Here is a 12,619-nt window from a genome sequence, read left to right as displayed (position 1 = left end):
GCGCCGCCGGCATCCGCAACGGCTGGCAGACTGTCGGGATGATCGCCGACCTCGTCCTCCCGGTCGAACTCGAGGCGCGCATCGGCGCCGTCACGGTCCGCCCGGCGGATCCGTCCGACCTCGACGCGCTCATGGACCTGCTCGCCGACGACCCCGTGAGCGCGGCGCGCGGCGATGTCGCGGCCCCGGGCGACCGCGCCCGCTACGCGGATGCGCTCGCGGCCATCCAGGCGGAGCCGTCGAACGCGCTCCTCGTCGCGGTCGACGGCGCGGGGGCGCTCGTCGCGACGCTGCAGCTCACGCGCATCCCCGGCATGGCCCGGCGCGGCGCTTCGCGTCTGCTCGTGGAGGCGGTGCGGGTGCGGAGCGATCTGCGTTCCACCGGCATCGGCACGGCGCTCATGCGCTGGGTCATGGAGGATGTGGCGCGCGTCCTCGACTGCGCGCTCGTGCAGCTCACGTCGGACGCCGCGCGCGTCGACGCCCACCGCTTCTACGAGCGCCTCGGCTTCACCGGCTCGCACCTCGGCTTCACCTACGCCGTGCGCTGAGTCGCGCCGACGGCCCGCGGGCACGACGCAGGAGATCCTGGGCGGAAGCTCGGTCGATCGCCGCGAATCGCGGCGACTGTCCCGGCCCAGCGGCCGGATGTCCTGCGGTGTGCTCGCCGAACCCGGCCGCGCCGTGCGGATGGCAGGGGCCGACGTCCCGTGCACAGCCGCCCGACCGGGGGTGGAGCGTCCCCAGATGCCGCGGATGGCGGTGCCGCGTGTCCTCGACCAGAGACGATGCGGTCATGGTCACGAGCACGGAGCGTCGGGCGAAGGCGGGTCGCGTGCCGCGAGCCGAATCGTATGCCGATCTGCGGGCGCGGGGGCTCGGGCGACGCGGCATTCGACGGGCCCTCGAGCACGGACTGCTCGTGCGCGCTCGCCGCGACGTCTACCTGTCGGGCGGCGAGTCGACCGCCGTCCAGCAGGCCGGGCGCATTGGGGGCCGCCTCGACTGCATCTCGGCGATGGCCGAGCGCGGCGTGTTCGTCCGCTGCGCGGGCCACCTCCACATCCAGGTGCCCGCGAACGGCGGCCGACTCGGGTCCCCCGACGAGCGTCGGCGTCCGCTCGCGTCGGACGGCGGCGTCGTCGTCCATTGGCGCGACGACCGCGCCGAGGCCGCGGAGATGCTCTCCGATCCCGTCGCCGGCCTCGCGCAGGCGGTGCGGTGCCAGTCTCCGCGAGACGCTGTCGCGACGATCGACAGCGCGCTCTTCCTCGGCGTCGTCGACGAGCGCGACCTCGACGCCGTCTTCGCGTTCCTGCCCGATCGCTACGCCGTTCTCCGGCCCCTCGTCGACGGCCGCGCCGAGTCGGGTCCCGAGACCCTGGCGCGGCTCGCGCTGCGGGTGCTCGGCAGACCGGTGGACGTGCAGGTCCGCATCTCCGGCGTGGGGCGCGTCGACCTCGTCGTGGACGGCTGGATCGTCGTGGAGTGCGACAGTCGCGAGTTCCACACCGGCTGGGAGGCACAGGTCGAGGATCGCCGGCGCGATCTCGCCCTCGCACGCTGCGGATACGCCTGCGTGCGCGTGACGGCTCGCATGATCTTCGACGAGCCGTGGCGGCTCGTCGAAGCCGTCCGCGGGCTGCTCGAGTGCGGCGCGCTTCGCCAGGGTTGAGCAACGGCCCGAATCGCGGCGCAGCGGGACATCCCTCCACCGGCGTCGGCGGACACAGCGCAGGGCATCCGGGGCTCGTCCCCGCCAGGTCGCCGCGAATCGCGGCGACCGTCCCGGCCCAGCGACCGGAACTCCTGCGGTGTGTCCCGAGGCGGCGGCTACCCCTGCAGCGCGACGGAGGCGGCGGTGTCCCGACGCGCCGGCTACCCCTGCAGCGCGATGGAGGCGGCGGTGCGCGGCGCGGAGGTCCGGGCGGGCCGGGGGCGACGGCGTCGCACCCGCAGCGGGGCCGTGCGCGGGGCGAGCACGGGCCACTCCACGGGCATGCGGTCGTCCGTCGACACGAGCCCGGCGATCCAGGCGTCCTCGCGGCGTCCGTCGGTGCGGAGGCCGTCGCGCCGGGTGCCCTCGAAGCGGAAGCCGAGCGACTGGGCGAGCCGCGCCGACGCCTCGTTGCCCGCGACGGCGTGCCACTCGATGCGCTCGAGTCGCATCGGGCCGAGCGCGAAGTCGACGACGGCGCACCCCGCCTCCGCGCCGTAACCGCGTCCGCGCGCCTCCGCGGACATCCAGTAGCCGATCTCGGCCGCGCCGTCGGCGATGCGGTGGAGGCCGATCATCCCGACGAGCCCCTCCGCGTCGTGCACGGCCCATGTGCACTCCTCGCCCGTGCGGCTCCGCTCGATCGAGCGGGCGACGAACGCCGCCGCATCGTCGCGCGTGTACGGGGAGGGGATGGCCGTCCAGCGCTGCACGGCCGGGTCCTGGCAGGCGAGGTGTATGGCGTCGACGTCGTCGGCGCAGGGCGGGACGAGCTCGAGGCGCGCGGTGCGCAGGGCCAGCGTCTCACGCACGGCGCAGCAGCCCCACGCGATCGTAGACGTCCTGCAGCGTCGCGTCGGCGACGGACTCCGCCTTGCCCGCGTTGACGGCCAGCAGACGGTCGAGCTCCGCCGGGTCGTCCAGCAGCTCGAGCGCGCGCGTGCGCACCGGCTCGAACTCCGCCACGACGACGTCGCGGAGGCCCTTCTTGAAGTCGCCGTAGCCGCGGCCGGCGTACTCGTCCTCGATCGACGGGATCTGCCGGCCCGTGAGCGCCGCGTAGATCGTGAGCAGATTGGACACCCCCGGCTTGCTCTCGCGGTCGTAGGCGACGACACCCTCGTTGTCGGTGACGGCGCGCATGATCTTCTTCGCCGTCACGTCGACGTCATCGAGCAGCCACAGCACACCCGCGTGCGACTCAGCCGACTTCGACATCTTCGCCGTCGGGTTCTGCAGGTCGTAGATGCGCGCCGTCTCGCTCTGGATGACCGGCTGCGGCACGCGGAACGTCTCGCCGTAGCGGGCGTTGAAGCGCTCGGCGAGATCGCGCGTGAGCTCGACGTGCTGCTTCTGGTCGTCGCCGACGGGCACGACGTGCGTCTGGTAGAGCAGGATGTCCGCTGCCATGAGGATCGGGTACGTGAACAGGCCGACGTTCGTCTGGTCGCTGCCGTAGCGCTGCGACTTGTCCTTGAACTGGGTCATCCGCCCGGCCTCGCCGAAGCCCGTGATCGTGGAGAGGATCCAGGCGAGCTCGGCGTGGGCCCGGACGTGCGACTGCACGTAGAGCGTCGACTTCGAGGGCTCGATGCCCGCGGCGATGTACTGCGCGGCCGTGCGGCGGGTCTTCTCGCGGAGCTCGGCCGGGTCGTTCGGCTGCGTGAGGGCGTGCAGGTCGACGACGGAGAAGAACGCGTCGTAGGTGTCCTGCATGTCGCGCCACTGCAGGAGGGCCCCGATGTAGTTGCCGATCTGGAGCGAATCGGCGGAGGGCTGCATTCCCGAGTAGAGGCGCGCTTTCTGAGTCACCCGTTGATTCTAGGCGCGGGCGCCGCGCCTCAGATCCCGGGGGAGTGGGTCTCGAACGCCACGATGCCCGAGCCCGGGTGCGATGCGGAGATGTGCGCGACGGAGAACGATCCCGGTTCGAGCGTCGACGCGGCGTCGAGGTGGCGGTCGCCGACCGTGCCCGTGGCGAGCGCGAGCTCGCGGGCGATCGTCGGCAGCACCGGACGGTGGCTGCACAGCACGGCGGGCTTGCCCGACCGCACGCGGCGCCCGACGACGTCGCGCACGTCGGCGGTGCCCGCCACGAACGCCTCCTCTCCCAGGGCGTCGGTCTCCACGATGCGGCGCCCGAGCGCCTTCGACAGCGGCGTCACCGTCTTCACGCAGCGCTCCGCCGAGCTCGAGACGATCTTGCGCACGCCGAACGCCGCGAGCGCCCCGACGACGGCCTTCGCCTGCTCACGGCCGCGCTCCTGAAGGGGTCGGTCGGCGTCGGCGCCGTCCCAGTCGTCCCGTGCGAGCGCCTTGCCGTGCCGCAGCAGGACGACGGGGAACGTGCGCAGCCCGTCCGCGCGCCGCAGCCGGTCGAAGCCGTCGAGGATCTCCTGGTCGACCGGGTAGCTGAGGCGCTCCCGCGCCGCGGGCACCGTGACCCACTCGATGCCCGCGATCTCCTTGTTGGGCACGAACGTCGACGCCCGGATGGCCTCGGCCGTCGCCTCCGCCGCCCAGTACTGCACGATCTTCTCCCGCCCCGAGGGCTGGAGGTACACGGAGCGGCCCACGGCCGGCCCGAGCGAGACGCGCAGACCGGTCTCCTCGTGGATCTCGCGGACGGCGGTCTGCGCGAGCATCTCGCCGGGGTCGAGCTTGCCCTTGGGGAGGGAGATGTCGCGGTACTTGCCGCGGTGCACGAGCAGCACGAGCAGCTCGCCGTCGAGCTCGCGCCACACGACGCAGCCCGCGGCGTACACGGGGCGGGGGCGTGCGCTCATCGGGTCGCGCGCGGGCGCCGCCGTCGCTGGATCGTCGCCATCGTGCGATCCTGCACGTCGGCGAGCGCCCTGCCCTCCGCGTCGACATGGTGGCGCGTCCACACGCCCTCCGCGCCGAGGTGCCAGGTCGCGGAGGAGTCGTCCATCGCGAGGTCGAAGAAGGCGCCCAGCTCGGCGATGTGCGAGGGCTTGACGACGCGGATGAGCGCCTCGACGCGGCGGTCCAGGTTGCGGTGCATCATGTCGGCGCTGCCGATGTACACCTCCTCGTCTCCGCCGTTGGCGAAGGCGAAGATGCGGGCATGCTCGAGGTAGCGGCCGAGCACGCTGCGCACGCGGATGTTGTCGCTCACGCCGGGCAGGTCGACGCGCAGGCTGCAGATGCCGCGCACCCACACGTCGACGCGCACGCCCGCGATGGACGCGCGGTAGAGCGCGTCGATGATCTGCTCGTCCACCATCGAGTTCACCTTGATGCGCACGCGTGCCGGCTTGCCGGCGAGAGCGTTGCGGCGTTCGCGCTCGATGAGCCGCAGCAGGCCCTTGCGCAGGTGGAGGGGGGCGACGAGCAGGCGCTTGAACTTCTTCTCGATCGCGTAGCCGCTCAGCTCGTTGAAGAGGCGCGTGACGTCGCGGCCGACCTCGGGGTCGCACGTGAACAGGCCGAAGTCCTCGTAGATGCGGCTCGTCTTCGGGTTGTAGTTGCCCGTGCCGACGTGCGTGTAGTGCCGGAGCAGGCCCTTCTCCTCGCGGATGACGAGCGCCAGCTTGCAGTGGGTCTTGAGGCCGACGAGGCCGTAGACGACGTGCACGCCGGCCTTCTCGAGCTTGCGGGCCCACTCGATGTTGTTGGCCTCGTCGAAGCGCGCCTTCACCTCGACGAGGGCGAGCACCTGCTTGCCCGCTTCCGCGGCGTCGATGAGCGCCTGCACGATGGGGCTGTCGCCCGAGGTGCGGTAGAGCGTCTGCTTGATGGCGAGCACGTGGGGGTCGCGCGCCGCCTGCTCGAGGAACGCCTGCACGCTCGTCGCGAACGACTCGTACGGGTGGTGCACGAGCACGTCGCCCTTGCGGATGGCCGCGAACACGTCGGCGCGTGCGTGCTTCGAGTCGGCGTCGGCCGGCTGGAAGGCGAGCGGGGTGACAGGGAGGTGCGGGGTGTACTTCAGCTCGGGGCGGTCGATCCGACCCATCCCGAACAGCGAGCGCAGGTCGAGCGGAGACGGGAGGCGGTAGACCTCCTGCTCGGAGATGTCGAGCTCGCGGACGAGGAGGTCGAGCGTGACGTCGTCCATGTCCTCGGTGATCTCGAGGCGGATGGGCGGGCCGAACCGACGCCGCAGAAGCTCCGCTTCGAGCGCCTGGATGAGGTTCTCGGACTCGTCCTCCTCGATCGTCACGTCCTCGTTGCGGGTGAGGCGGAACGCGTGGTGGTCGAGGATCTCCATGCCGGGGAACAGGTCGTCCAGGTTCTCGGCGATGAGGTCCTCGAGGGCGAGGAAGCGGATGCTCTCGGGGGCGTCGGGCTTCGCGGGCACCGGCACGAGGCGCGGCAGCATGGGCGGCACCTTGAGGCGCGCGAACTCCTCGCGGCCCGTGCGGGCGTTCCGGATGCGGATGGCGAGGTTGAGCGAGAGCCCCGAGATGTAGGGGAAGGGGTGGGCCGGGTCCACCGCGAGGGGCATGAGGACGGGGAAGACCTGCGACTGGAAGTAGTCGTAGAAGTAGGCGCGCTCGCCGTCGTCCAGCTCGTCCCAGCGCACGAAGTCGATGCCCTCGGCCGACAGCGCGGGCTTGACGTCCTCGTTCCAGACCTCGGCGTGGCGCGCCTGGAGGGTGTGGGCGAGGTCGGAGATGTTCGAGAGCACCTTCATGGGCGCCGTGCCGATGTTGGTCGGCAGGGCGAGGCCCGTCGCGATGCGTCGCTTGAGGCCCGCCACGCGCACCATGAAGAACTCGTCGAGGTTGCTCGCGAAGATGGCGAGGAAGTTCGCGCGCTCGAGGAGCGGCAGCGACGGATCCTCGGCGAGCTCGAGCACGCGGTTGTTGAACGCGAGCCAGCTGAGCTCCCGGTCCATGTAGCGGTGCTCTGGCAGCTCGGCGTCGTGCTTCTCGACGATCTCGTCGAAGTCGTCGTCCTCGGTGTCGAAGCCGGGATCGACCAGGGGCGCGTCCGTCATGCGCCTATCCTGGCACCGCTCGGTGACGGATGCGTGAACGCGCCGCGCGTCGGGTCAGTCGACCTCGGCGCGCGACTTGGGCGCCGGGACCTGGTCGTCCTCGTAGACGTTGAACCGGTAGCCCACGTTGCGCACGGTGCCGATGAGCTGCTCGAGATCGCCGAGCTTCGCGCGCAGGCGCCGCACGTGCACGTCGACCGTGCGCGTGCCGCCGAAGTAGTCGTAGCCCCACACCTCGCTGAGCAGCTGCTCGCGGGTGAACACGCGGGAAGGATGCGTGGCGAAGAAGTGGAGGAGCTGGAACTCCTTGTACGTGAGGTCGAGGGGCTTCCCGTGCACCTTGGCCGAGTAGGAGGACTCGTCGATCGTGATGCCCGACGTCTGGATGCGGCTGGACACCTGCTCGGTCGTCTGCCGGCCGATCACGAGCCGGATGCGCGCGTCGACCTCCGCAGGCCCCGCCGTCGCGAGGATGACGTCGTCGACGCCCCAGTCGGGGGAGACCGCCGTGAGGCCGCCCTCCGTGATGATGAGGACGAGGGGCGCGTCCATGCCCGTCGTCGTGAGGATCTTGCACAGCGACTTCGCGCCGACGAGGTCGAAGCGCGCGTCGATGAAGATCGCGTCGGCGTTGGGCGCGTTCACGAGCTGAGCGGGCTCCGCCGGGATCTGCCGCACGCGATGGCTGAGCAGCTCGAGCGCGGGCAGGGCGGGGCCTCCGCCGGGGGCGGAGCTGAGCACGAGGAGCTGAGCCAAGCGACATCCTTTCGGGCGGCGGGGGTCCGCACCGTGGTTCCGATGATAGGGCTTCCTGGGCGCGGGCTGAGACGCAGCGGGTCCGGCTCGTGCGACGCGCGCGTCCCGCTGCCCGGATGGGCGGGGCGTCGGGCGACAATGGACGCGTGACCGAACCCGTGCTCGTGCCGCGCCGCTCGCCGGCGCCGATCGTCGTCTCATGGCTGTTCGGCGCCATCGCCGCGATCGGCATCGGGCTGTTCGCGCCGTCGCCGGAACGGGCCGGATGGCTCGGCGCCGGCGCGGGGCTCGCCCTGCTCGTCGCGTTCGCCGTCAACCTCGCGATGGGCGAGGCGCACGGCTTCATCGTGCGCGTCGCGGCGTCCGCGGTCGGCGCGGTCGTCGTCATGGGGGCCGTCTCCCTCGTCTTCGCCCTCGCCGCGATCGCGCCCGCCTGACACCGCTCCGCGAGGGGTTAGAGTGGGGGCATGGACCTCGTCGCCCTCGAACTGTTCTTCGTCGGCCTGCTCGGCCTCGCGAGCCTCGCGATCGCCTTCTGCTCCGGCGCCGTCATCGTCAACCTCTTCCGCGGCCAGCGCTGAGCCCGGTCGGACCCTCGTGATCGAGATCCCGATGGGCCTGCCAGCCGATCTCGTGCCGCTGTCGTGGCTGATCGGCGTCTGGGAGGGCACCGGCGTCGTCGACTACCGGGTGGGCGACGTGCACTACGAGGCGGAGTTCACGCACCGCGTGAGCTTCAGCCACGACGGAGGGCCCTTCCTCAACTACGCCGCGACGGCGCGGACGCTCCCCGGCGAGGGGCGCGACGCGCAGCAGCTCGTCGCGGAGACGGGGTTCTGGCGGCTCGCGCGTCCCGCCGACGACGCGTCTGCGGGCCCCGGCCTGCTCCCCGCCCTCGGAAAGGCTCCCGAGCGCACGGCCGACGACGTCGAGCGTCTCCGCACGGCCGACGGCTTCGAGATCGAGGTCGGACTCGTGCACTCCGACGGGGTGAGCGAGCTCTACCTCGGCCGGGTGGCGGGCCCGCGCATCGATCTCGCGACGGATGCCGTGGTGCGCACGGCGTCGGCGAAGCCGTATGCCGCCGCGACCCGCCTGTACGGGCTCGTCGAGGACCACCTGCTGTGGGCGTGGGACATCGCGGCGCTCGGGCGCGAGCTCGGCTCGCACGCCTCAGCGCGTCTCGCGCGCGTCGCCTGACGCGCCCACCCCGCCCGTCGGGGGCGGAGAATGGGTGCATGACCGACGTCTTCTCCTCGCTCCCCGGTGCCGTCGCCTCGGATGACGGGATCGCCCACTTCGGCGACCCCGTCCGCGAGCAGCGGCTGCTCGCCGGCGGCACGGCGATCGTCCCGCGCGACGACCGTGCTGTCGTCTCCGTCTCGGGACCGGACCGTCTCACCTGGCTCGACTCGATCACGTCGCAGGCGCTCACGGGGCTCGCGCCCGGTGAGAGCACCGAGCTGCTCGTCCTGGACCCGCAGGGACGCGTCGAGCATGCCGCGGCCGTCGTCGACGACGGCGCGACGACGTGGCTCGTCGTCGACGGGGGAGATGCGCCCGGCCTCGCGAAGTGGCTCGGGATGATGCGGTTCCGCGCCCAGGTGGAGGTCGCCGCGCGCCCCGAGCTGCGGGTCGCGGGCTTCGTCGCGGGAGGCGATGCGGCCGCGGCGGCCGTCGCGGCGGCCATCCGCCCGGCGGGTGCCGCCATCGTCTGGCAGGACCCGTGGACGGGGGTCGCGCCGGGCGGATGGCAGTACGCCGACACGGCGGCGCATCCCGGCGCCGAACTGGCGTGGGAGGAGGCCGTCGTCGACGAGGACGGATGGCGGCGCCTGGCCGAGCTGCCGCCCGCGGGCCTCCTCGCGGCGGAGGCGCTCCGCATCGCGGCCTGGCGGCCGAGATGGGCGGGCGAGGTCGACGAGCGCTCGATCCCGCACGAGACCGACTGGCTGAGGAGCGCCGTGCATCTCGCGAAGGGGTGCTACCGCGGCCAGGAGACGGTCGCCAAGGTGCACAACCTCGGCCATCCGCCGCGGCGGCTCGTGCTGCTGCACCTCGACGGCAGCGATTCCGTGCTGCCCGCGCACGGGGACGCCGTGCTCGCGGGTGAGGTCGAAGTGGGGCGCATCACGTCCGCGGCGCGTCACCACGAGCTCGGGCCCATCGCGCTCGCCGTCGTGGCGCGCCGTGTCGCGGCCGATGAGACGCTCGTCGTCACGGTCGGCGACGCCCGTGTCGCGGCCGCTCAGGAGGTCGTCGTGCCCGCCGACGCGGGGGCGACGGCCGAGGTGCCGCGGCTCACGCGCCTGTCGCGCCGCCCCGTGGCGCACGGGCGGGCGTAGCGTCGGCACGGTGACCGATCCCCGCGGCGAGACCTCGCCCCTCACGGCCGCCGTCCCCGTCACCTGGCGCAGGCGGGTTTCGCCGCGCCCCGGTCTGGAGCGCGTACGGGGCTCGGCCATCGCCATCGCCCAGATCGTCATCGCCGCGACGGGCGCGTTCCTCCTCGCGCACCTCGTCCTCGGCCACGAGTCGCCGCTCCTGGCGGCGACGGTCTCGATCTCGAGCCTCGGTCTCGCGCGCGACGCGCGACCGCGGAAGGTGCTCGAGACGGTGCTGGGGATGCTCACCGGCATCCTCATCGCCGAGCTGCTGCGGCTCCTCGTCGGAACGGGCCCGTGGCAGCTCGCCCTGACGCTCTCCGTCACGATGGTCGTCGCGCGCTTCCTCATGCCCTCGCCGCAGTTCGCCGTGGCGGCCGCCATCCAGTCCGCGATCGCCCTCGTGCTGCCCCTCGGCCCGTTGCCCTTCATGCGGCTCGCCGACGGGGCGATCGGCGGCGCCCTCGCCATCGCGGTGACGGCGCTGCTCCCGCGCAACCCCATGAGCGCCGAACTGCGCGACGGGCGCACCGTGCTCGCGGGCTTCGACGCGGCGGCCGAGCGCATCGTGCAGGGACTCCGCCGCGGCGACGCGCTGCGCGCCGACCGCGGGCTCGAGAAGGCCCGCGCGCTGCAGGCGCCCGTGGACGCGTGGCGCACCTCGCTGGAGTCGGCTCAGGCGGTCTCGGCGCTCTCACCGTTCCTGCGCTCGCGTCGGATGGAGATCGCGCGGCATGCGCGGGTCCTCCAGAACATGGACCTCGCCGCCCGCAACCTCCGCGTCGTCGCGCGGCGGGCCGCCTACGTCGTGCGAGACGGAGTCGCCCGTGAGGTCCCCGCCGACCTCCTGGCCGAGGTGCGACGCGCGGCCGCGCTCGTGGGCGACGCCCTCGACGACGTCGCGGCGGAGCCGCCCGCGCGCGAGGCGCTGCGGGCGATCGCGGCCCGCCTCGACCCCGCGGACGTCCTCCCGGACGCCCCGCAGGGCGACCTCGCGCTCGTCGCGTCGCTGCGGCCGCTCGTCGTCGACCTGCTCATCGCGGCGGGGATGCCGCGCGAGGAGGCGTCCCGCGCCATCCCCCGCATCTGACCGGCCCCGCATCCGCCACGGACCGCGTCCGCGGCCGTCACGCGGGCGCAACGGCCTCCCAGGGGACGGCGACCTCGCCGAGCCGCCAGCGGCCCCGCCGGCCGGCGACGGGCCATCCGGCCGCGCGGAGCGCGCCGACCGCCGCGATCCAGCGCTGCACGGGGCCGAAGGGGGAGAGCGCGGCCGCGCGCTCCCACTCCGCGTCGAGGGCGCGCAGGTAGGCGTGCACGCGCTCGCCCGGGACGTTGCGGTGGATGAGCGCCTTCGGCAGCCGCTCCGCGACGACGCCGGGATGGTCGAGGCCCTCGAGCCGCAGCGAGATCGTGAGATGACGCGGAGCGCCCGAGGGGTCGACGTCGACCCACGCGCACACCCGCCCGAGCTCGTCGCACGTGCCCTCGACGAGCACGCCGTCCGGCGCGAGCCGTGCGGCCATCCGCCGCCACGCCGCCGCCACCTCGGGCTCGTCGTACTGCCGCAGCACGTTGAACGCGCGGATGACGGCCGGCCGCCTGCCACCGGGGAGCGGCACCTCGAAGCCGCCGCGTGCGAACGACACGTCGAGGTCGGCGGGGAACGGCGTCCTGCCCGCACGCACCGAGACGAGCTGCGTCGTCGCGCGCGCGACGCGCTCGGGGTCGATCTCGAGTCCCCGCACCGCGACGTCCGGGCGCGCGCGCCGCAGGCGGGCGGCGAGCTCGAACGCCGTCACGCCGCTCGCGCCGAAGCCCAGGTCGACCACGAGGGGATCGTCCGCGCGCGCCAGGGCGGGATGCCGGGCGATCCAGCGGTCCACGCGCCGCAGGCGGTTCGTGCCGGTCGTGCCGCGCGTGGGGCGTCCCTCGGTCGTCGGCATGCCGTCCATTGTCGCGCGCCGGCGGCGCGCACCGGCATCTCGGCGGGCGCGGGCGCGCCGCCTCGCTAGGCTGGGAGCATGACGCACACCCTGATCCTGCTCCGCCACGGGCAGAGCGAGTGGAACGAGAAGAACCTCTTCACCGGCTGGGTCGACGTGCGGCTCACCGAGCAGGGGAAGGCCGAGGCGCACCGCGGGGGCGAGCTGCTCGCCGAGCAGGGCGTGCTGCCCGACGTGCTGCACTCCTCCGTGCTGAGCCGCGCCATCCAGACCGCGAACATCGCGCTCGACGCCGCCGACCGCCTGTGGATCCCCGTGAAGCGATCGTGGCGCCTCAACGAGCGCCACTACGGCGCGCTGCAGGGCAAGGACAAGGCGCAGACGCTCGCCGAGTTCGGCGAGGAGAAGTTCATGGAGTGGCGCCGCTCCTTCGACGTGCCGCCGCCCGTCATCGACCCCGAGGACGAGTTCGCGCAGACGCACGATCCGCGCTACGCCGGCATCGACGGCGAGATCCCGGGCACGGAGTCGCTCGCCATCGTCATCGACCGCCTGCTGCCCTACTGGGAAGCGGAGATCGTCCCCGACCTCAGGGACGGCAAGACGGTGCTCGTCGCGGCGCACGGCAACTCGCTGCGGGCCCTCGTGAAGCACCTCGACGGCATCGGCGACGACGAGATCGCCGGCCTCAACATCCCCACCGGCATCCCGCTCGTGTACGAGCTCGACGACGACCTGCGCCCCACGGGCCCGGGCCGCTACCTCGACCCGGAGGCCGCGGCCGCCGGCGCCGCCGCCGTCGCGGCGCAGGGCAAGAAGTAGCCCGAGACGACGAAGCGCCCCGCCGTCC

Annotated in this window: 13 protein-coding genes; 7 read left to right on the top strand and 6 right to left on the bottom strand. The window is 73.2% G+C overall.

Features of this window, described 5'->3' with window-relative positions; genetic code table 11:
• Window positions 1–38 precede the first annotated feature (38 nt).
• Window positions 39–551, top strand: coding sequence for a GNAT family N-acetyltransferase (locus ACWGPF_RS10310; protein ID WP_452332746.1), 513 nt, complete (start codon window positions 39–41; stop codon window positions 549–551).
• A gap of 245 nt (window positions 552–796) precedes the next feature.
• Window positions 797–1,675 carry an endonuclease domain-containing protein gene (locus tag ACWGPF_RS10305; protein WP_452332745.1) on the top strand — a complete coding sequence of 293 codons (879 nt, stop codon included), beginning with the start codon at window positions 797–799 and terminating at the stop codon, window positions 1,673–1,675.
• 203 nt (window positions 1,676–1,878) lie between these two features.
• On the opposite strand, the gene ACWGPF_RS10300 is transcribed toward ACWGPF_RS10305, so the two are convergent.
• From ACWGPF_RS10300 to ACWGPF_RS10280, 5 genes are read right to left on the bottom strand one after another with little or no spacing between them, the layout of a single operon-like run.
• A complete protein-coding gene (locus ACWGPF_RS10300; protein ID WP_452332744.1) occupies window positions 1,879–2,529 on the bottom strand; it encodes a GNAT family N-acetyltransferase in 651 nt (216 codons plus the stop codon).
• Complete coding sequence (trpS, locus tag ACWGPF_RS10295; protein ID WP_452332743.1) at window positions 2,522–3,529, bottom strand: tryptophan--tRNA ligase; 1,008 nt, start codon at window positions 3,527–3,529, stop codon at window positions 2,522–2,524. The genes ACWGPF_RS10300 and trpS overlap by 8 nt, the downstream gene beginning before the upstream one ends.
• Window positions 3,530–3,558: 29 nt before the next feature.
• Window positions 3,559–4,503: an NUDIX hydrolase gene (locus ACWGPF_RS10290; RefSeq protein WP_452332742.1), complete on the bottom strand. Its 945-nt coding sequence runs from the start codon at window positions 4,501–4,503 to the stop codon at window positions 3,559–3,561.
• The gene (locus tag ACWGPF_RS10285) at window positions 4,500–6,683 is read right to left on the bottom strand and encodes an RNA degradosome polyphosphate kinase (RefSeq protein ID WP_452332741.1); all 2,184 of its coding nucleotides are present in this window, start codon (window positions 6,681–6,683) and stop codon (window positions 4,500–4,502) included. Before ACWGPF_RS10285 ends, ACWGPF_RS10290 begins: the two co-directional genes overlap by 4 nt.
• Before the next feature lie 54 nt (window positions 6,684–6,737).
• Window positions 6,738–7,439 carry a response regulator transcription factor gene (locus ACWGPF_RS10280; protein ID WP_452332740.1) on the bottom strand — a complete coding sequence of 234 codons (702 nt, stop codon included), beginning with the start codon at window positions 7,437–7,439 and terminating at the stop codon, window positions 6,738–6,740.
• Window positions 7,440–7,585: 146 nt separating this feature from the next.
• Between ACWGPF_RS10280 and ACWGPF_RS10275 the strand changes: the two genes are divergently transcribed.
• The 4 genes from ACWGPF_RS10275 to ACWGPF_RS10260 all read left to right on the top strand — a co-directional run bounded on the left by ACWGPF_RS10275 (window position 7,586) and on the right by ACWGPF_RS10260 (window position 10,913).
• Complete coding sequence (locus ACWGPF_RS10275) at window positions 7,586–7,876, top strand: hypothetical protein (RefSeq protein ID WP_452332739.1); 291 nt, start codon at window positions 7,586–7,588, stop codon at window positions 7,874–7,876.
• A gap of 160 nt (window positions 7,877–8,036) precedes the next feature.
• Entirely contained in the window at window positions 8,037–8,639 is a 603-nt protein-coding gene (locus ACWGPF_RS10270) for an FABP family protein (RefSeq protein ID WP_452332738.1), read from the top strand.
• Between the two features lie 38 nt (window positions 8,640–8,677).
• On the top strand, window positions 8,678–9,784 hold the full coding sequence (ygfZ, locus tag ACWGPF_RS10265; protein ID WP_452332737.1) for a CAF17-like 4Fe-4S cluster assembly/insertion protein YgfZ: 1,107 nt from the start codon (window positions 8,678–8,680) through the stop codon (window positions 9,782–9,784).
• A gap of 10 nt (window positions 9,785–9,794) precedes the next feature.
• Entirely contained in the window at window positions 9,795–10,913 is a 1,119-nt protein-coding gene (locus tag ACWGPF_RS10260) for an FUSC family protein (protein WP_452332736.1), read from the top strand.
• Window positions 10,914–10,950: 37 nt separating this feature from the next.
• Here the strand turns inward: ACWGPF_RS10260 and ACWGPF_RS10255 are convergent, their stop codons facing one another.
• Entirely contained in the window at window positions 10,951–11,778 is an 828-nt protein-coding gene (locus tag ACWGPF_RS10255) for a class I SAM-dependent methyltransferase (RefSeq protein ID WP_452332735.1), read from the bottom strand.
• Window positions 11,779–11,847: 69 nt separating this feature from the next.
• On the opposite strand from ACWGPF_RS10255, the gene ACWGPF_RS10250 reads away from it, so the two are divergent.
• Entirely contained in the window at window positions 11,848–12,591 is a 744-nt protein-coding gene (locus ACWGPF_RS10250; protein ID WP_452332734.1) for a phosphoglyceromutase, read from the top strand.
• The last annotated feature ends 28 nt before the right edge of the window (window positions 12,592–12,619 follow it).

Source organism: Microbacterium sp. NPDC055683 (assembly GCF_053617895.1).
This window is presented reverse-complemented; position numbering and strand designations above follow the sequence as displayed.